The sequence below is a fragment of the Pseudomonas sp. S3_C06 genome, from assembly GCF_054667675.1.
In genome coordinates this window covers 4,541,488-4,562,512 of the sequence record NZ_CP162747.1, presented here as the reverse complement: position 1 = coordinate 4,562,512, position 21,025 = coordinate 4,541,488, and the positions used below count along the sequence as shown (strand labels likewise).

Genomic DNA, 21,025 nt, shown 5'->3' with positions numbered 1-21,025 from the left:
CGAAGTTTAGGCCTTGGATCAAGGCGTGCCAGCCATTACCCTGTGACGGATTGACCCAGGAGGAAGGCATGTCTCTGAAATCCGTATGTGTATTTTGCGGGGCCAATGCAGGCACTGATCCGGCTTACACCGAAGCCGCCATTGCCCTTGGCCGGGCTTTGGCAGAACGTAAACTGACCCTGGTCTACGGCGGTGGTGCTGTGGGTTTGATGGGCATTGTCGCCGACGCGGCGCTGGCCGCTGGCGGCGAAGTGATCGGCATCATCCCGCAGAGCCTGATGGACAAGGAAATCGGCCACAAAAGCCTGACACGCCTGGAAGTGGTCGACGGCATGCACGCGCGCAAGGCGCGTATGGCTGAACTGAGCGATGCGTTCATCGCCTTGCCCGGCGGCCTCGGTACGCTGGAAGAATTGTTCGAAGTCTGGACCTGGGGCCAGCTCGGCTACCACGGCAAACCGTTGGGCCTGCTCGAAGTGAACGGTTTCTACAGCAAACTCACTGTTTTTCTTGACCATATCGTCGGCGAAGGCTTCGTTCGCGCGCCACACCGTGACATGCTGCAAGTGAGCGAATCGCCGCAAACACTGCTCGATGCCCTGGATAACTGGAAGCCGACCGTCACGCCCAAGTGGGTCGACCAAAAACCCGGCTAACTGCCGGGCACCGATACAGGGCAGAATACGCGCCGCTCAACCTCACCTTCGACCAAGAGGAACGCCCATGGCCAAACCCAATTACTCCTTCGCCAAACGTCAACGAGACCTGGCAAAGGAACAGAAGAAAGAGGAAAAGCTTCAGCGCAAGAAACAAACCGCTGAAGAAGCAGCACTGAACCCTGAGGGTGAAGTGGCAACGGAAGATGATGTTGATGCAACCGAAGCAACTGAAACACCGAAAGATCAGGCACCCGACGCCTGAACCCCACCGGGTTTGATCATCGAATCAGACCCTGCGGATTTGTGACGGGGCTGGCGGTTTCACCGCCGGCCCTCACAGCCTTCCCAGAAACACCCCAATTTCCTTGTAGGAGTGAGCCTGCTCGCGATAGCGGTGTGTCAGTTGAAATATTTGCCGCTGACACACCGCTATCGCGAGCAGGCTCACTCCTACAGTTTGATCGGCGTTAATCCAGTGGCATTACGGTAACGCGCACTTCCGGATCATGATTGCCGCCGCCGAGTATCACCCCGCGCAACGGTGACACATCGGAAAAATCCCGCCCCCACGCCAGCGTGATGTGTTCCAGCGCCGGCTGCACATTGTTGGTCGGATCAAAGTCCACCCAGCCCAGCACCGGACAAAACACTGAAACCCAGGCATGCGACGCATCGGCGCCGATCAAGCGTGGTTGTCCCGGTGGCGGCTGCGTCAGCAGGTAACCACTGATATATCGCGCCGCCAGCCCTCGCGAACGCACGCACGCCAGCATCAAGTGTGCGAAGTCCTGACAAACCCCGCGTCGCCGCTCCAGCACCTCCACCAGTGGTGTCGCCACCTGAGTCGCCTCGGCATCGAAAGTGAATTCGCTGAAGATTTTCTGCATCAAGTCCTGCACACCCAACAGCAACGGGCGGCCCGCCGGGAAACAGCTTTGCGAGAACTCGACGAAACTGCGTTTCAGATGCACGTACGGTGACTGAAACCGGTAGCGACAGGCTTCGAGCAACTCAGCGGACAACGGCTGGCTGCTGTAGCTCAGCGAATCGCGGGTCAACTCCCAGGCGGGTGACTGATTGAAGTCCAGCGTCGGCCGCGCCAGCACTTCAACGCTGAGTTGTGCATTGACCTGCAATTCGTCATGCGGCCGCTCAAAGGCCAGTCGGGTCAATGGATTGCCGAATACATCCAGCTCATCGCGCCGCGCTGTCGGGTCCGGGCTGATGAGCAATTGCTGTTCGGTGCAGCGCTGCCAATCGCATTTTCGCGGCCACAAGTGCGCCAGTTGCTGCGCCAGGGACACCGGGCTGTCGTAGTGGTAACAGGTGTCGTGGAAGATCTGGTATCGAGCATTCATCAGACGGACACCGTGCGCTGGCTGACGTCATCGACATGGGCGAAATGGCGCAGGGCCAGACGATCCGACACTTGCCCACTGGCCTCGGCAATCTCTTGTAGCAGATCGGCAAGGCCAGTGAGCGCGGCGCGGACGCTGGACTCCCCGAACAATGGATTCTCCAGACAGCCTAGATCGAACCGTGCCAGACGCTCGACCAGTTGCGGCAGCCCCGTTTCCCGTGGCACACCGAAATCATCGTTCAAACGTTTCAACGTACGAGTCACCAATTTCAACTGAAACAACACCGCGTGCGGGTTTTGTTCATCAAGCAGCAACAGGTCGAGCACCGGAATCAATTGCGCCACGGCCAGATAACGTGAGCGATAGGTGATGCTGCTGTTGCCCAACTCCAGCAACCACTCCAGGCCCGCCTGATCGAAAGCACCGGCGCCACGCAGAAACGCCGCGAGGCTGCTGCTGAGAAACTGCAGTCGCTCGATACGCCGGCCGATCATCAGAAAGCGCCAGCCTTCGTCGCGCGTCATGTCGTCCAAGGCAAAACCGGACAGCGCTGCCAGCGACATCACCAACCGATTGAGAAAATCCAGCAGCTCGCCGAAGTCGGGTTCGTCGGTGTCCAGTTCCATCGCCTCGCGCTGCAGCTCCACCAGCGCCTGCCAGTTCTCGCGCGAAAGCTTGCCACGCACCTGCGAGGCCGCCCACTGCAAGCGTTGCAGATTGGAGCGCAGGCTGAACGACCAGTCCTCGCCGAGCAGTGCTGCGAGCAAGCGCTCCGGCAATTCGCCTTCGTCCGGTAACAGCGTCAGTCGCTCGCCGAGATCGACCGCCGCCTGTAGCGCTTGCGGGTCATCGCCATCGACATACCGCGCGAGCATGATCCGCAGCAGTCGCGCACTGTCATCACAGCGTTCGCAGTAACGGCCGAACCAGAACAGGTTTTCCACCACCCGTGAGGGCAGATACGGGTCGCGCCGCACCAGATCGTGGACGCCGACGTTGCGTTGAGTCTTCCACTGTTCGCCGCTGGGCGGACGATCGCCCAACACCCAGGTGTCTTTGCTCGCGCCGCCGCGCTGCATCGACACCACTTCGGCATCGGCATCGGCGGCCACCCGGGTCAGGCCACCGGGCAGCACGCGATAACCATCACCACTGGCCACCGCGTACATGCGCATGCCGATTGCTCGTGGTTGCAGTTGACCGTTTTCCGCCTGCCAGATCGGCGCATGCGACAGCTGCGCCAATTCTTGCGCAACATAGGCATAAGGGCGCGCCTGCATGCGCTCGGCAAGCGCCTGACGCTGTTTTTCACTCAGATCACGGCCGAACACAGGTGCGAAGCTTTGTGAGGGGAAGGCCGGTTTGATCAGCAGCTCGGGAAGTTTCTCCAGGGCTTGCGCCAATACCGGCGCCTCGCCGCACCACCACGTCGCGATCGACGGCAGAAGCAGTTCTTCGCCGAACAGGTATTGATTGATCTTAGGCAGAAACCCGAGCAGTCCCGGTGACTCCAGCACGCCACTGCCCAGCGCGTTGGCGACCAGTACGCGGCCCTGACGCACCGCTTCGAGCAGCCCGGGCACGCCCAGCGCAGAGTCCGTGCGCAGTTCCAGCGGATCGCAGAAATCATCATCCAGACGGCGCATGATCGCGTGTACCCGACGCAGGCCACTGAGGGTTTTCAGATAGACCGTGGCGTCGCGCACCGTCAGGTCACCGCCCTCGACCAACGGGTAACCGAGCTGGCGAGCCAGATACAGATGTTCGAAATAGCTTTCGTTGAAACGACCCGGCGTGAGCAACACCACCAGCGGTGCGTCATCGTCACACGGCGCCTGTCGCGCGAGGGTTTCCTGCAATGTGCGGAAGAAACCGGCCAGATGCTGCACCTTAAGATCCCGGTACAACTCGGGAAAGGCGCGCGACACAATGGTGCGGTTTTCCAGGGCATACCCGGCGCCCGATGGCGCTTGTGTGCGATCGGCAGTCACCCACCAACGCCCATCCGGAGTGCGCGCCAGATCCACCGCAAAAAGATGCAGGAAGGCGTTTTCCGGGGGAACGATGCCTTGGCAGGGCCAGAGAAAATTGTTGTGACCGAAGACCAGTTCAGCGGGCAGCAAGCCTTCACTGATCAACCGCTGCGGCCCGTACAAATCCGCCAGCACAGCGTTGAGCAGTCGCGCGCGCTGAGCGATGCCTGCCGACAATTGCTGCCATTCATCCGCCGCAATCACATGCGGCAACAGATCCAGCTCCCATGGCCGATCCGCGCCTTTCGGGTCGGCATAGACGTTATAAGTGACGCCGTTTTCCTGAATCTGCCGCGCCAACAAGGCTTGCCGCTGCACCAGTTGTGCCGGCGTGCTGCGCTGCAACTGATCGAACAGCCGCTGCCAATGCGGGCGCACCGCGCCACTGCCGTCGAGCAGTTCGTGATAAGTGCCCGCCGTAAGCGGGTAGCGGTCTAGCAGGTCAGGCATGGAAAGCTCGGCAGACAGCAAGGAACGGTCAGACTAACGCAGGCACATGACGCGCGGATATACGAAAAATCCGCGTGTCGCGTAGGCCTTAGAAACGTCGCAAATCGATTGTCATCGGCAGCTCGTCACTGATTTCTACATTCGGTACAGGAAGTTTCCCCGGCGTATGTCCGACGCGGAAGAACCGCGCCATACGCCGGCTCTCCGCTTCGTTGGCGTTGACCGGCAACGTCTCGTAATTGCGCCCGCCGGGATGCGCGACGTGATACTGACAACCGCCCAGCGAACGGCCCATCCAGGTGTCGAGGAGGTCGAACACCAGCGGTGCGTGTACGGGAATGGTCGGTTGCAGGCAGTTGGAAGGTTGCCACGCGCGATAACGCACACCGGCAACGAACTCGCCCACGCGCCCGGTAGGGTGCAACGGCACTGCGATGCCGTTACAGGTCAACAGATAACGCTGCGGCGGCAGGCCTTTGAGCTTGACCTGCAAACGCTCCAGCGAGGAATCGACGTAACGCACCGTACCGCCTGCCGCGCCCTCCTCGCCCAGGACATGCCACGGCTCCAGCGCCTGCCGCAACTCCAGTTCGATACCGTTGACCGCATAATCGCCGACCTTGGGAAAACGAAACTCCATATGCGCCGCAAACCATTCCGCGCGCAGCGGATAACCGGCGTTGTTCAGTTCGACGATGACGTCGGCGAAGTCCTGCTCGATAAAGTGCGGCAGCAGAAAACGGTCATGCAGTTCGGTGCCCCAGCGCGCCAGTTTCGGCGGCGCATAAGGTTCGCGCCAGAACCGTGCGACCAACGCCCGCAACAGCAACTGCTGGGCCAGACTCATCCGCGCATGGGGGGGCATTTCAAAGGCGCGCAATTCCAGCAAGCCAAGACGTCCGGTGGCGCCGTCCGGCGAATAGAGTTTGTCGATGCAGAACTCGGCACGGTGAGTGTTGCCGGTGACGTCGATCAGCAAATTGCGCAGCAGTCGATCGACCAGCCACGGCGCACATTCCTCGCCCGGTTCCGGCATCTGCGCGAAAGCGATTTCCAGTTCGTACAGCGCGTCATTGCGCGCCTCGTCGACACGCGGCGCCTGCGACGTCGGGCCAATGAACAATCCGGAAAACAGATACGACAACGACGGATGGTTGTGCCAGTAACTGATCAGGCTGCGCAACAGATCGGGGCGACGCAGGAACGGTGAATCTGCCGGCGTCGCACCGCCGAGAACAAAGTGGTTACCGCCACCGGTGCCGGTGTGGCGACCATCGATCATGAATTTCTCGGTGGTCAGGCGGGTCTGGCGCGCCTCTTCATAGAGAAACTCGGTGCGCTCGACCAATTCGTCCCAGGTCGCCGACGGTTGCACATTGACCTCGATCACACCGGGATCCGGGGTGATGCGGAAATTGCTCAGACGTGGATCGCTCGGCGGCTCGTAGCCTTCCAGCAACACCGGGCAATGCAGCTCTTCGGCGGTGGCTTCGATGGCGGCCACCAGTTCCAGATAATCCTCGACCCGCTCCAGCGGCGGCATGAACAAGTACAAACGCCCTTCTCGGGCCTCAGCGCAGAACGCAGTGCGGGTCAGCCAATCGGCAGATTCGTCGATTTTCGGCACGCGTTCATCAACCGTCGCGGGTTCGCTGTGACGGTTGAGCTGCGCGGCATCCGGCAGCTCGGGGAAATCCTGATTCGGATCCTGTGGATGGATAAACGGATACTCGGCGGCTTTCACCCAAGGCTGCGAACCCAGCGGCAAGCGATAGCCCAGCGGCGAATCTCCCGGCACCAAACGGCAGTGCTCATCACGCAGATACCAGCGCCCGCTCTGCCATTGGTCGCCCTTGGCGGTGCGCGCCAGCGGCAACACCTGGCCAATGACTTTGTTCAGGCCTTGACTGAAGACCTTGCGCAGGCGTGCGCGCTCAAGCGGCTCTTCCAGACGCGAATCTTCGGCGCTGACATTGCTCGGCAACGTGCCCTCGCGCCATAGGTAATAGAAATTGTCTTCGTAGGCCGGGAAGACAAAACGCGTAGGTAACTTCAGGCGTTCAGCGACGCTGGCCAGAAAGCGCCCGGCCAATTCGCCATTGGCGCCGTAATCCTGCTGCTCATCGGCGATCAAAGCGTCGTTGTGCCAGATCGGCACGCCGTCGCGGCGCCAATAGCAATTGAGCGACCAGCGCGGCAGTTGCTCGCCGGGATACCACTTGCCCTGACCAAAATGCACCAGACCTTTCGGCGCGTAATGCTTGCGCATGCGCTGGAACAGTTCGGCGGAGAGCCGGCGTTTATCCGCGCCCAACGCGGCGGTATTCCACTCGGCGCCGTCCGGATCATCGATGGAGACGAAAGTCGGCTCGCCGCCCATGGTCAGGCGTACGTCATCCGCCAGCAGGTCGGCATCGATCTGCCGGCCGAGCGCCTGAATCGCCAGCCATTGCTCATCGGTGTAGGGCTTGGTGACGCGCGGCGCCTCCCAGATCCGTTCGACCGACATTTCGTGGCTGAACTCACACGCGCAAGGCTCGACCAAGCCACTGATCGGCGCCGCTGAAGATGGATCGGGACTACAGGCCAGCGGGATATGCCCTTCACCGGCAAACAGCCCTGACGTCGCATCCAGACCGATCCAGCCGGCACCCGGCAAATACACTTCGCACCAGGCGTGCAGGTCGGTGAAATCCACTTCGGTGCCGGACGGGCCATCGAGGCTTTTCACATCGGCGGTCAGTTGAATCAGGTAGCCGGAGACGAATCGTGCGGCCAAGCCGAGGTTGCGCAGCAATTGCACCAGCAACCATGCCGAATCCCGGCAGGAACCGGAGGCATGTTCGAGGGTGTGTTCCGGTGTCTGTACGCCCGGCTCCATGCGGATCAGATAACCGATGTCTTCGCTCAGACGCTGGTTGAGCGCCACGAGAAAATCCACCGCTGGTAATGGCGTACGGTCGATGGCGTCCAGATAGGCTTTGAATTTCGGCGTCAGCGGCAGGGTTTCGAGATACGGCGCCAGCTCCTTGCGCTCATCGACCGCGTAGGCGAAGGGGATTTTCTCGGCGTAGGGTTCGAGGAAGAAGTCGAACGGATTGAACACCGCCATTTCGGCGAGCAGATCGACCTCGATGCGCAATTCATTGGTTTTCTCGGGGAACACCAGTCGGGCGAGGTAGTTGCCCTGCGGATCCTGCTGCCAGTTGATGAAATGCTGCTCGGGCGAGACTTTCAGCGCATACGACAGAATCCGCGTGCGGCTGTGGGCGGCCGGGCGCAGGCGAACGATCTGCGGGCCGAGTTCGACAGCGCGGTCGTAGCGGTAATGCGTGACGTGATGCAATGCGACATGAATCGACACGGCGTGCCTCCTGCGAGCCTAAGCGTATTCGAAAGCGCGCAAGACTTATGCCATGCACAGGCTTGGGCGCTTTCCCGGAATGCTTAGGGCAGTACAGCACCAAAATCGGGCGATGCGGGGAAATGGTTTGGGCTCATTGCACGTAAATGTTGCGAAGAGCCCCTCACCCTAGCCCTCTCCCGGAGGGAGAGGGGACTGACCGCGTTGGATGTTGGAGATACGCCGACGTGAAAGTCCTGAGTCGAACTCGGATTTTGAGAGGCATGGAGATCTGCTCCCTTCCCACTCATCCGCTGGGAAAGAGGGGACAGACCGCGTTGGATCTTGGAGATACGCCGACGTGAAAGTCCTGAGTCGAACTCGGATTTTGAGAAGCATGGAGATCTGCTCCCTTCCCCCTCGTCCGCTGGGGAAAAGGGGACTGACCGGGGTGGCTGTTGGAGATACGCCGACGTGAAAGTCCTGAGTCGAACTCGGATTTTGAGAAGCATGGAGATCTGCTCCCTTCCCCATCGCCCCCCATGGGGGAGAGGGTTGGGGTGAGGGGGATGGATCTTGCGGACAACCCAATATCCAGCCCCTGCAATGCAAAACGCCAACCCGAAGGTTGGCGTTCTGTTCAGCTCAAGCGATGTTTAGCGCGGTACCACCGGCTTGCGTGTCGGCTTCGGCCCTTTGCCTTTCGCGGCGTCCTTGCGCTCTTTCGCCGCCTGCTGGTTGCGGGCAAACGCCGCGGCCTTGGCCTGCTCACGCTTGTCCCACGGATTACCACCATCACTGGCACGCGGCGGCAGGCCGGTGTGCTGAGTGAGGATCTTGGTGGTCTTCTCTTTGCCTTCCTTCGCCACTTTATGGCTGCCGGCCGGCGTCGAGTTCTTGCGACGGGCGCTCTGGTAGCTGTCGGTAGCCGGCTGGTGCGTCGGGATCAACTGATCCTTGCCCGAACCGATCAGGTCACCACGGCCCATGCGGATCAGCGCTTCACGCAGCATCGGCCAGCCCTTCGGGTCGTGATAACGCAAGAACGCCTTGTGCAGACGACGCTGCTCTTCGCTCTTGACGATAGTCACGCCATCACTCTTGTAAGTGACCTTGCGCAGCGGGTTCTTGCCCGAGTGGTACATCGCGGTGGCGGTGGCCATCGGCGACGGGTAGAACGCCTGCACCTGGTCGGCGCGGAAGCCGTTGCCCTTGAGCCACAGCGCGAGGTTCATCATGTCTTCGTCGGTGGTGCCCGGGTGGGCGGCGATGAAGTACGGAATCAGGTACTGCTCCTTGCCCGCTTCCTTGGTGTACTTCTCGAACATGCGCTTGAACTTGTCATAGCTGCCAATGCCCGGTTTCATCATCTGGTTGAGCGGACCTTCCTCGGTATGTTCCGGGGCGATCTTCAGGTAACCACCGACGTGGTGGGTCACCAGCTCTTTGACGTACTCCGGCGATTCGACCGCGAGGTCGTAACGCAGGCCGGAGGCGATCAGAATCTTCTTCACACCCGGCAACGCACGGGCGCTGCGGTACAGCTGAATCAGCGACGAGTGGTCGGTATTCAGGTTCGGGCAGATGCCCGGGAACACGCAGGACGGCTTGCGGCACGCCGATTCGATTTCCGGTGTTTTGCAGGCGATGCGGTACATGTTCGCAGTCGGGCCGCCGAGGTCGGAAATGACGCCGGTGAAGCCCGGCACCTTGTCGCGGATCTCTTCGATTTCGCGAATGATCGACTCTTCGGAACGGTTCTGGATGATCCGGCCTTCGTGCTCGGTGATCGAGCAGAAGGTGCAGCCACCGAAGCAGCCACGCATGATGTTCACCGAGAAACGGATCATGTCGTAGGCCGGGATCTTCTCCTTGCCATACGCCGGGTGCGGAACGCGCGCGTAAGGCATGCCGAACACGTAGTCCATTTCTTCAGTGGTCATCGGAATCGGCGGCGGGTTGAACCAGACGTCGACTTCGCCATGCTTCTGCACCAGCGCACGGGCGTTGCCCGGGTTGGTTTCCAGGTGCAGCACGCGGTTGGCGTGGGCATACAGAACGGCGTCGCCACGGACCTTTTCAACCGATGGCAGACGAATCACGGTCTTGTCGCGGGTCATGCGCGGGCTGGCCAGGATCTGTACGACCTTGGCTTCCTGCGGATCTTCAACCGGTCCCTTTTCCTGCTCGATGGCGCAGGCCTGGGTGTCCTGGGTGTTCACGTACGGGTTGATGATCTTGTCGACCTTGCCCGGACGATCGATGCGCGTGGAGTCCACTTCGTACCAGTCTTTCGGCGTATCGCGACGAATGAACGCGGTGCCGCGCACGTCGGTGATGTCTTCGATCTTGTGACCGTAGGACAGACGCTGGGCGACTTCGACAATGGCGCGTTCGGCGTTGCCGTACAGCAGGATGTCGGCGCTGGCGTCGATCAGGATCGAGTTACGCACACGATCCTGCCAGTAATCGTAGTGGGCGATGCGGCGCAGGGAAGCTTCGATGCCGCCAAGGACGATCGGCACGTGCTTGTACGCTTCCTTGCAGCGCTGGCTGTAGACCAGGCTCGCGCGATCCGGACGCTTGCCGGCCATGCCGCCCGGCGTGTAGGCGTCGTCGGAACGGATTTTCTTGTCCGCGGTGTAGCGGTTGATCATCGAGTCCATGTTGCCCGCTGCAACGCCGAAGAACAGGTTCGGCTCGCCGAGCTTCATGAAGTCGTCTTTGGACTGCCAGTTCGGCTGCGCGATGATCCCGACGCGGAAGCCTTGCGACTCCAGCAGCCGGCCGATGATCGCCATGCCGAACGACGGGTGATCGACGTAGGCATCACCGGTAACAATGATGATGTCGCACGAATCCCAGCCAAGCTGATCCATCTCCTCCCTGCTCATCGGCAGGAATGGCGCTGGCCCGAAACATTCGGCCCAATATTTTGGATAGTCAAATAACGGCTTGGCTGCTTGCATGTCGACGACCGGTGTTGAAGTGAAAAATCGCGGGCGCGGAATATAGCACAAATTTTGACCAATTCCGACGGCAATGGTCGGTTTCTCTTACAACCGGCGTCGCGCATGCCCGACAACACGTAACAGGCAGAAAAACATCGTTCTAACCCAACATTCATCAGTCAGGCACCTGTGCCGGCTGATGTGACAACCCTTCAAGGATGAAGAAATGTCACCGAAATCGCCCATCAGGGGCACTACCACCGTTGATGTTCATCCACGCCCCGGCAGCCCGAGGGGCGGCCACGTGCCGCATCCGACGATTCCCCTGGCGGCCGGCACGGTACGCGTGCCGGGCCCCCTCACGACAGGCGCCGATCTGGAAGCGATCCGGCCGGCACCGTCGATCAGGATCACCCCATCGGCTCCGTCCATCCGTCCGTCAGCCCGGGAACCTTCGCTTGAACAGTACCGGATCAGTGCGCCCGCGTCCCTGCCGGCGCCCGATGTGCACGGCGTCAGAACCTTCAAGGGCCGTCGTTACGTGGATGTACCGAACGGCGGCATTGTGCAGGTCGTCACGGATACGCCATCGGGTCTCTACCGGGCCCGGCTGGCGAGCGAGCTGACGCCTGCCGGGCCGCTGCTGATGCGTGACCGCGAGAGCGGGCTCTGGCATCCGCTGGAGGACGGCAAAAGCATCACCTTCCCCTTGTCCGACACGCGTCTGCAAGATTTTGCGACCGATCTGGACTTTACCGGCGTCCAGGTCGGCCGGGACCGACTGTATCGTTACGGCGGCAAACTCTACGCAGTGATCGGCGATCAGAGTTACCAGGCGCTGCATGACCTTGACGCCTCCTCGCCAGCATTGCCGGTCATGCGCATCGTTCGCCCCGAAGACCCCGTGGCTGCCGACCCTGCCAACGTTTACGTCGGCACACGCGCGGGAAGATCCGAGCCGATTGTCTTTGATGAGCAGCGCGGCTGGGTGGGGACGCTGGTGGGCGGCACTGCAGGCATGCGTCGACGAGCGAATCAGGCCGATGCCCTGCGCGCGGCTGACCTGACGTTCGAGTTACAGACGCTGGAACTGCAATTCAATCAGGCCATGACCACGGGAGAGCAGTTGCACCACCACTGGCAAGCGTTGAAGGGCAAAGAAGGTGAGCGCGCCCATTTGGAGCGCCTCGAAGAACATCATCGGCGGGAGCTGGCGCTACTGGAAAAAACCCTCGACCTGCACACCGACGAAAAGGAACGCATCGTCTCGATCCTGGGGCGTGTCGCTTACCGGGAAAAGATCATCGTGCTGCAAAAGGGGCGCATGCTGACCTACAACCAGCTGATGATCGCCAGCGATTCGCGAAAGTTGCTGGACGGGCCGATTTTCGGCGGCCCGGTTGCCGACCATGCGGCCGTGGCAGCCCATTTGTCGAACAAACTGGAGATCCTCAAAAAGCGTCAGGAAATCGCCGATGAACTCTTGCACAAGTGGCGCCTGTCACCCGAGGACTTGCAAGGCACGGTCTACGATCCGATCGATCTGCACGAAAATGTTGCCTTCTGGATCTACGCCAAAAGCCGCCTGTTTGTCGATGCGGATGCGTCTGTCGATATCAGCAATGCCAGTGCCAGATACCTTGCGTTCTGTTTCGGTGAAGTGACCTTTGCCTTTCGTGCGCTCAAGGAAATTCCCCAGCATGCGCGAATTTCAGTGCTCAGTGACTTGCTGGATCAGACGTCGGCCGTCAAAGCCTCGTACGAAAATCTGCCACTGCCCCCCGGCCTGCAACACGCCAGCTCACGCAGTGAAATCATCGAAGCCATAGAACATTTCGAGCACACGCTGGAACAGCATCTGGATCGCTACCATCAGGAGCAGGAAACCACTCCCGCGCTGCCACCCCACGAACAACCGATCGATTTCGATTTCATCCCGGCACAGGGCCAGAGCCCGCAAGCGGCGGCACCGAGAAAAATGTTCCGCAGCAAGCACCACGGGATCTACAAGATCCGGGTCGGACGGCCACGTCGTACGGCGGCGGGTGAAGACTTGATCGATGTGATGAACCCGCATGACCCGACAGAGGTCCTGCAAACCTACGAACGCCGGGAGGGCGAATGGCGTCGGCAGATGGCCAGGCAAGAAAGAAACCTGTCGACGCTGACTGCTCAGGCGCGGCAGCACCTGGAACAATCCGAAGCGCATTTGAATAGCGCATGGCGCGATGAGAAGGCCAAACGCAACGCCAGCGGTATCGTCGAATTTCTGACTGGCCGGGCCGACGAACTGGACGATCTCGCCCGGCAAATCGAACAAGCGCCAAATCCCGCCGCCAGTGACATCTCCGCGCTGGTGCAACGCCTGCACCACGACAGTCAGCGCCTGCTCCAGGAGGGTGAAAACATTCGTGTGCGGCTCTACAAAGACCCCGACTACCTGAGCAACGACCGCGTGGCGTATCTGATCCGCCACGGGCATCTGAGCGCCACTCGCACGCAGAGCCGGATACCGCTGGGCAAGGGCAACAAAAAGGAATTTCTCGACGTCTACACGCTGAACGACAGTCAGTCCGGCACGGTGCTGTGGTACGCGCACTTCCACTACGCACAGAAGGACAGCCCTTTAGCGGACTTTCAGGCAAAGCGCGGTCACCTCAAGACTCGCCAGCAAAACAGGCTTGGCACGTCGTCCCAGCGCAGGGACGAACAGGCCGGACGCACGCACGTGAAAATCTGGCGTGAGGATATCGACAGCAGAACCGCTCAGAGAATCTTCGAACTGGCCACCTGAACCAGGAGCGCGACTGAACAAGCAAACTTGTCCGAAGGCAGGAAGCCCAACGACGCCTGTCTCTGGGCCAACACCCGGGGACAACCATTCAAGGATGATAACCATGGCTACAAAAACGCCCGTCAAAGGCACCGTTTCGGTCGACGTCCATACGCGTCCGAATCAAACACCGGAGACGCCGACGCCGCACCTCGACAGCACGATCAGCGTCGGCTCAAGCCGGGGCGCAGAGCCGGCGCGGCCGGGTAAAACAGGCTCGGATAACGACCCGGACACCATCAGCCCGGCCCCGCCCATCAAGATTCAACCGGCAACGCCTCACGCTGAAAACCAGGTACCCGCGCAGCAGCCGATCGAACATTATCGAATGGCTGCGTCGGCATCGTTGCCTGCTGTCGACGCCAGCGGATTCAGGACGCACAAGGGCCGCCGCTATGTCGACATGGTCGATGGCGGCATCGTGCTGGTCGCAGTGGACGCTGACACGGGCCTGTATCGGGCCAGACTGGCCAGCGAGCGGCTGCCTTCCGGCCCGATGCTGCTACGCCACGCCGACAGCGGACTTTGGCATGCCGTCGATGATCGCCAAATTACTACCGTGCCGCTGACCGATCCCGACCTGCAAGCCTTTCGCTCGGATCTGGATTTCAGCACGAGCGCACTCGACAGCGACGGCTTGTTTCGACACGATGGCAAACGCTACACGGTTATCCACGGCCATGCGTATCAGGTCATGCTCGATACGGATGCATCTACGCCAGTGCAGAAGGTATGGCGCATCGTCAACGCCAAAGACCCCGTGGCAAATGACAGCGAAAATATCTATCACGCCAGCCGTAGCGGCGAATCACGAGCCATCACGCGTGACGCGCAAAACAGCTGGGCATTTGTTGCCACTGGATTGATGGGGGGCATGCGTCGTGGGGACAGGGTTCAAGCAAACCTGGCGATTCTGTTGCAGCGCTATGCACCCTTCGCTGCAGTTCACAAGGAACTTGTCGAGTCAGCTGCCCGGTATAACAGCCTCTACAGTCAGGCACGCGCTTTGCCCACTGCCAGCTCAGCGCAGACGGCAGCCTTGATCGCCATTGAAGTCCATTTGCTCAAGCACATCAAAAAGCAGACGGACTTCGTCCAGTCACTCGTCGACAACAAGGACTGGATGGTTCATCTAAAGGCCGGCGGGGCATTCAAGGAGGAACTGCACACCTTTCGGCTTGATCGAGTGAGTTACCTGAACCGGCTCATGGCGCTGATGGATTTGCGGGTCTCGCCGATGTTCGAGACGCTGAACGCCGAAACCTGCAAGAAGATGATCACTCACCTGAACAAGAAACTGAAGCTTCTGGAGGATCGGGATGCGGTGATGGGGCAGATCAGAAAAGCGTCCCCCGGGGCGGCCCCCAGACTTGAAGAACTCAGCCAGGAAGTGCCCACGGCCGAGCGTGTCAACTTCAACAAGTTGAGTCTGTACGTACACCTGTTTGCGGGCACGCCGGACCACTCGCCAAACGCGACCATGCCTTCGCTCTCCTCCATCGATCTGTTCTCCGGCGACCTGGAAAACATACCGGCAGGCACGCAACCGCTGGCGTTGATGCTGACCCTTGATCACCTGCGAGGAGACAGAGGCCGCTTTGAAGCCTGGTTGTCGGCAGACCATGTCAAAGCCGAGTACGCCAGAGAAATCCTCGCTCTGACGGACCCCATCGAGAGCAGAATCGAAACACGACTGAACGAACTCCTGGCTACGTTTGATCGCAATGCCGAGCTCCCCAGCCGGGATCATGACATCGACTTCAACTTCCTTCCACAACAACCAGGCGACAGCGCGACAGCCCGCCCGGCAGCGCCGAGAAAAGTGTTCAGCACCCGCCGGCACGGCACTTCGAGAATCCTCGTCGGCGAGACGGAAACCGCCACGGATGGCAGCACCATCATCAAAGTCTCCAACCCGCTCAAACCAAATGGCCCGGCCGAGCGATACGAGAAAAGGCACGGTGAATGGCTGCCTGTTCGTCCGCCCATTGTCAGCACTCCGCGACCGGAACTGATCGCCGAGGCCAATCGTTTATTGGTTGATGTTGAAAAGCACAGTGCCGAAGCGCGGGCCAGAGAAACCGCCAAAGACAATCCGACGGAAATTCTTGAAGACCTGGAAAAAGCCATCGACCCGCTCAACGAGCAGGCACGCCGCCTGCAAAACCTCGAAAACGCGGCCGGGGATGCCGAGATCCAGAACTTGACCGAACGCCTGCAAACGGCCGCAGACACATTGTCCGCACACGGCCAAAGCGTGCTGGTGCGCATGTACAAGAACAAGGACGTGCTGGACATTTTGCGGCTGAATTATCTGATCGATCACGCTGAGCTGAGTGCCGTCAAAACGGTTGATCGCAAACAGCTGGGCAAAGGCCGGGACAAGTCGTTTCTCGACGTCTATTCGATCCGGGATCACGCCGACAATGCGCCGTTATGGGAAGCGCACTTTCACTACGACAAACACGACAGCGAGCCGCTGAATTTCACCATCAGGGGAAGCCATCTGAAAACCCTCGAACAGAGCAGGCGCGGCATCGAGTCCCAGCGCCGCGACGAACAGGCCGGCCTGCCGCATGTCGCGATCTGGCGCCAGACCTTCGATGGCAAGACCGCACGGAAGATTTTTGCTCTGGCCAGCGACGCGACAGCGACGATCGGCTAACACCTCCAATCAGGCAATGACGCCGAATACGCCAGCAACTCCGGTCTGCGAGAGTTGCTGGCGACTACAAGGAAAGTACGAAATGCCAATCAAATTGCCGGGCAAAGGCACCCCCTCCAACGACACACACGTTCGACCCACACCCTCGCCAGACGTGCCCCCTGCGCGCGCCGATACGACAGTGCGTCCGGGCTTTGAAACCTTCAGCGAGATCGGTCCGCCGCCACGCACCTTCCGGCCGACGGACGACGCTGACCTCGATGCGATTACGCCGGTGCCCACGGTCACTGTTCACCCTTCCCCGTCACCCGCCGAAACGGCGCGCCCTGTCGATCCGCCGCTGGAGCACTACCGGGTCATGGCACCTGTTGGCTTGCCGGCGGCCAATGCCGAGGGTTTCAGGATCTACAAAGGACGCCCCTATGTCGACGTGGTCGATGTCGGGACCGTGCAGGTCGCCAAGGATGCCGACAGCGGTCTGTTCCGGGCGAGGCTGTCCAGCGAATCGAAGCCTTCCGGCCCCGCTCTGCTGCGCGATCCAGACAGTGGGCGGTGGCACAGGCTGGACGACTTCGAACCGATCACCTTTCCCCTGAGCGATACCCGTCTGGCACCGTTTCGCACACCGCTCGCTTTCAACCACTTAGACCCCGACAGCGATGGGCTCCATCGCCTCGACGGCAAACTGTATGCGTTGATCGACAACCATGCCTATCAGGTTCTACACGACCCGGACGCCTCGACCCCACTGGCCAACGTGATGCGCATCGTACGCAGCGACGACCCCGTCGCCAGCGACAGCGCCAACGTGTATGTCGCGACTCGCCCGGGCCGGTCGGAACCGATCGTTTTCGACGCCATACAAGGCTGGGTGGGGACCACCGTGGCCGGGGCCGGAGGAATGAAGCGCAGCGATAGCACAGATGCTTCTGCCGGCCCCGGAATACGGGACTGGCTGTCTAAGGCGCTCAACCGGTTACGCAGTCCGCAATCGCGCGCAAAAAAACTGTTTCCGGACCACACCGATGAAGAACTCGGCCGCTTTATCGAGTCCTTGGGAGATGACGTCACCGGCGGTTTGAGCCATCGCGAAAACGCCTACAAATCCCTCAAGATCGAACTGGATGCCTGGCTGCGGCAATCCGTCAGCGCGTCGCCCCCCAGTGTTTCGCCCAGCCACGCGCAGCAGGTCGCCCAAAGTCTCAAGCGCTGCTGGCGTCATCAGAGCGGCGACATTCTCTGGCTCGAAGCCGGGAACGGCCCACTGCCGGCGCTGAAAGCGGATTTCAGCCATGTTCGGCACCTGACATTGCAATCGGTCGCCTGGTCAGACTCCGCCAGTACATTGCTCGGCAACTTCTCCGGTCTGGAAGGTCTGCATATCAGCGGATCAACCCTAAGTGCCGTGCCGACAGCCATTGCACAGATGCCCAACCTGCACAGCCTGGACCTGAGTACGAACCGTATCGCCCTTGATGAACGAGCAGCGGCAGAACTGAGCTCGCTGGGCAATCTCAAGCACCTCGACCTGTCAGGTAACCCATTGGGTAAATCACCTGATTTCTCCGGGATGCCAAACCTCAAGACGCTGAAACTGAGCAACGCACAATTGGATCAGTGGCCAGCAGGTCTGCTCAGCCAGACCCGGCTGACGCATCTGGACTTGCGCAACAACCGTCTGACCGCGGTCCCAGAGGCGAACCTCAATCCGCCCGCCGATCAGTTCGAAGCGCTCGCCCGAATCAATATCGTCACACTGTTGGAGGGCAATCCGTTCCCGCCCGGCTACTGGACAAAACTTGAAGGGTTTTGGCAACGCGTGGCAACCGATCAACCGGAGCTGGGCAACAACGCCGCCGCCGATGCATTCAGACTCCCCAGCGACATGCCCGAGACAGCCAGCGCGCAGCGGGTCTACCCCAATAAAGACCCAAAGCAGTTGCGCGCGTTTCTCCTCGCTCTGGATGAAGACGGCAAAGCGCAACTGGCACGACGAGTCGCAGCGCTGGACTCGCTGGAGGCTCAGCTTGACAGCTACGTCAACGGCAGCAAGGCCGACTCGTCAGGCGCAGACACACCGGCCAGAATCCAGGCGCGCCGTGTCGCGGATATCACCAGAGCCTGTTGGCTGGATTCAACGCACACGCTGAGGCTGTCGTTGAACAAAGCGCCACTGCCGCCGCTCAATGCCGACTTCAGTCATGTCAAATCGCTGTTTATCAACACCGCTGCCTGGTCGGGCGACGCCGACATTTTCCTGTCCGCTTTCCCCAATCTGGAACGCTTGGTGATCAATCATTGCGGGCTTGAAGCTCTGCCCGCCCCCATCTCTGCCATGCATAACCTGGTCAACCTGGATCTGGTCAATAATCGTCTGCAATTGACGAAGGACAGCGCGGCGATATTCAGTACCCTGAGCCAGCTCGAGGCGATCAACCTGGGCAACAATCCGGCCCTCGGTTCGACGCCGGATTTCAGCGGTATGTCCAGGCTGAGGCAGGTGCTGCTCAATAACACAGGCATCGAGCAGTGGCCGAGCGGATTGCAGGACAAGCCCGATCTGATCATTGTGGATCTAAGCAACAATCGCTTGAAGGAAGTACCGCCGACCTTCCTTGATCCACCCGCGGAGCAACTGTTGGCGATCGCCCGGGTCAACGCCGCGACCCAACTCAATGGCAACCGCTTTGCAGCCGGTTACGGGAAGAAGTTTGATGACTTTTGGCGGCGCGTCAGCACAGTCGCTCCCGAGCTGCTGACTCACACCAACTTCGATAGCGACAACTCCGTTGCCCGGCGTTACCAACGGCTGTTTCCAGGCAAGAACATGAAGCAGTGCAGGGAATACCTGTGGAGCCTCGACGCGGACACCGTAGTTATCAAGGTGCGCAGTCTCGAACGAGAATTCAAAGTACTGAAACGCCAGCTCGACGATTGGGTTTTTTCCGGAGGGGGCAATCTGGGCGGGTATATTCGCGCCGACCAGCTGGCGCTCAATGCGCAGACCCGGGCTGATCGGGTCACGGCCAGCAACAAGATCATCAGTTGCTGGAGAAGAGAGGGGCCGCAAGCTCACGCCCATGACGGTACTCCCATCGGCCTGGAACTCGATCTCAGCAATCTGCGGCTGCCAAGCCTGCCGGACATAGACGTCGACTTCACTCACGTCGGCTCACTCAAACTCGTCAATATGCACCTGAGCACTTCTCCGGAGGGTTTCCTGACGCGCTTTCGCCACATACGCTGGCTGGATCTGGGACAAAATCAACTGCGCGAACTCCCCCCGGCCATTGGCGAAATGCATGGCCTGACGCGACTGTCTCTGGAAAGAAATCACATCACCCTCACCGCCGACACTGCCCGCGTTCTCGCAAGCCGCACCACTTTGCGAGCATTGGAGCTGCAGGGAAACCGGCAACTGGGCATCGCCCCGGATATGAGCCAGATCGTCGACCTGCGGTCTGTCAGTCTGGCCCACACAGGGATCGACACCTTTCCCTCTGGCCTCATCCATCAGCCGCGGCTGGATACCATCGAACTGAACAGTAACCGCATCACGGAAATTCCCGACGCCGTCATCGCGCCGCCGAATGATCAATTGGCCAACACCGTGCGCATCAACAACATCACCGACATTTCGAACAATCCACTGTCGGACGCGACAGACGCCCGCCTGTTTCAATACCAAAATCGCCTGAGAGCAGCCGGAACACCGCTGACAGGCGCAAGGAACATCATCAGTACAGCCATCGTACGTCCTGCGCCCTTGCGCTGGATCAGGAATGATCCGATGAAGCGCTGGACAGCGGGATTCTCCGACAATCAAGTGGCTGATCGCAGGCGTCAATGGCAAACCCTGCGCGACCAACCGCGCTCGGACGGTTTGTTCAACACGCTGGAACGCCTGCTGGACACCTCCACCGGTCACCACGAACTTCAGGGACGAGTCTGGAGACTGATCGACAGCATCACCGAAAACACGCCGCAGTCCGAACGCTTGCGCAACGACGTGTTCGATCGCGCAGGCGAAGCGGCCTGCTGTGATCGGGCGGCGTTTACCTTTACCAACCTCGAAGTCATATCAATGATGCACAACGCTGTAGCCCGAGCCAGCGACAAGACTCAGGGGCCTGAACTGTTCAAGCTGTCCAGGGCCTTGTTCCGCTTGCACGAGGTCGACAAAGTCGCCTCGGCGGACATCGCGCAACGCGAAGCAGCAATTGCCGCGGCCAGAACGTCCCATGAGGCCGCGAACCTGCCACCGCCACATGTGCCGGAAGAAATCGAAATCAGGCTGTTCTATCGCCACGGCCTGAAAGACCGCCTGCAGTTGCCTGGGCAACCGGAAAAAATGGGTTTCTCGCATCTCGCCGGCGTCTCCAAAACGCAATTGGAAAACGCTTATCAAACGGTCATTGCGCGGGATAATTCAGTCGAGGAGTTTCAGGCATTGGTGTCGAGGGAGTTCTGGCAAAAATACCTGACCCATAAATATCAGGAAACCTTCGAAACTCAGCGTCAGCCGTTTCAGGACCGGCAGGCGGCTCTCGACGCGTCATATGAGGCAAAAGAATTGTCGTTCGCCGATTACGACGCCCAATCGAAAGCGATGCAGGCTGAGTGGATGATTGAAGAGGCGGCCCTGATCGACAAACTGAGCCGCGAGGAACTGGCGCAATACACGGCCAGCGGCAGTGATGAAAACGCCGCTGGCACCCGTTTGTAACTGA

General features: G+C 60.2%; 9 protein-coding genes. 5 read left to right on the top strand and 4 right to left on the bottom strand.

The features are described 5' to 3' along the window. The first annotated feature begins 68 nt into the window (after window positions 1-68). Window positions 69-656 (top strand): LOG family protein, encoded by a 588-nt coding sequence (locus AB4N44_RS20195; RefSeq protein WP_460107833.1) that lies wholly within the window; start codon window positions 69-71, stop codon window positions 654-656. Between the two features lie 67 nt (window positions 657-723). After that, window positions 724-921, top strand: a complete 198-nt coding sequence (locus AB4N44_RS20190; RefSeq protein WP_016985374.1) for a hypothetical protein — start codon at window positions 724-726, stop codon at window positions 919-921. A gap of 205 nt (window positions 922-1,126) precedes the next feature. Here the strand turns inward: AB4N44_RS20190 and AB4N44_RS20185 are convergent, their stop codons facing one another. From AB4N44_RS20185 to AB4N44_RS20170, 4 genes are all read right to left on the bottom strand, one after another. Further along, a complete protein-coding gene (locus AB4N44_RS20185; RefSeq protein ID WP_150750075.1) occupies window positions 1,127-2,017 on the bottom strand; it encodes a transglutaminase family protein in 891 nt (296 codons plus the stop codon). Continuing rightward, window positions 2,017-4,503 carry a circularly permuted type 2 ATP-grasp protein gene (locus AB4N44_RS20180; protein WP_150750076.1) on the bottom strand — a complete coding sequence of 829 codons (2,487 nt, stop codon included), beginning with the start codon at window positions 4,501-4,503 and terminating at the stop codon, window positions 2,017-2,019. The genes AB4N44_RS20185 and AB4N44_RS20180 overlap by 1 nt, the downstream gene beginning before the upstream one ends. Before the next feature lie 88 nt (window positions 4,504-4,591). After that, window positions 4,592-7,867 (bottom strand): transglutaminase family protein, encoded by a 3,276-nt coding sequence (locus tag AB4N44_RS20175; protein WP_460107838.1) that lies wholly within the window; start codon window positions 7,865-7,867, stop codon window positions 4,592-4,594. Between the two features lie 635 nt (window positions 7,868-8,502). Continuing rightward, window positions 8,503-10,815 (bottom strand): YgiQ family radical SAM protein, encoded by a 2,313-nt coding sequence (locus tag AB4N44_RS20170; RefSeq protein ID WP_007915855.1) that lies wholly within the window; start codon window positions 10,813-10,815, stop codon window positions 8,503-8,505. Window positions 10,816-11,023: 208 nt separating this feature from the next. On the opposite strand from AB4N44_RS20170, the gene AB4N44_RS20165 reads away from it, so the two are divergent. The 3 genes from AB4N44_RS20165 to AB4N44_RS20155 all read left to right on the top strand — a co-directional run bounded on the left by AB4N44_RS20165 (window position 11,024) and on the right by AB4N44_RS20155 (window position 21,021). Next, window positions 11,024-13,591, top strand: a complete 2,568-nt coding sequence (locus AB4N44_RS20165; RefSeq protein WP_460107842.1) for a hypothetical protein — start codon at window positions 11,024-11,026, stop codon at window positions 13,589-13,591. Between the two features lie 103 nt (window positions 13,592-13,694). Next, window positions 13,695-16,295 carry a hypothetical protein gene (locus AB4N44_RS20160; protein WP_460107844.1) on the top strand — a complete coding sequence of 867 codons (2,601 nt, stop codon included), beginning with the start codon at window positions 13,695-13,697 and terminating at the stop codon, window positions 16,293-16,295. Between the two features lie 16 nt (window positions 16,296-16,311). Continuing rightward, complete coding sequence (locus tag AB4N44_RS20155; RefSeq protein WP_460107847.1) at window positions 16,312-21,021, top strand: NEL-type E3 ubiquitin ligase domain-containing protein; 4,710 nt, start codon at window positions 16,312-16,314, stop codon at window positions 21,019-21,021. Window positions 21,022-21,025 lie beyond the last annotated feature (4 nt).

Excerpts from the sequence above, each read along its gene's own strand:
- AB4N44_RS20190 (WP_016985374.1), top strand. The coding sequence starts at position 724 with ATGGCCAAACCCAATTACTCCTTCGCCAAACGTCAACGAGACCTGGCA.
- AB4N44_RS20165 (WP_460107842.1), top strand. The coding sequence starts at position 11,024 with ATGTCACCGAAATCGCCCATCAGGGGCACTACCACCGTTGATGTTCAT.
- AB4N44_RS20180 (WP_150750076.1), bottom strand. The coding sequence starts at position 4,503 with ATGCCTGACCTGCTAGACCGCTACCCGCTTACGGCGGGCACTTATCAC.
- AB4N44_RS20185 (WP_150750075.1), bottom strand. The coding sequence starts at position 2,017 with ATGAATGCTCGATACCAGATCTTCCACGACACCTGTTACCACTACGAC.
- AB4N44_RS20160 (WP_460107844.1), top strand. The coding sequence starts at position 13,695 with ATGGCTACAAAAACGCCCGTCAAAGGCACCGTTTCGGTCGACGTCCAT.
- AB4N44_RS20195 (WP_460107833.1), top strand. The coding sequence starts at position 69 with ATGTCTCTGAAATCCGTATGTGTATTTTGCGGGGCCAATGCAGGCACT.
- AB4N44_RS20155 (WP_460107847.1), top strand. The coding sequence starts at position 16,312 with ATGACGCCGAATACGCCAGCAACTCCGGTCTGCGAGAGTTGCTGGCGA.
- AB4N44_RS20170 (WP_007915855.1), bottom strand. The coding sequence starts at position 10,815 with ATGCAAGCAGCCAAGCCGTTATTTGACTATCCAAAATATTGGGCCGAA.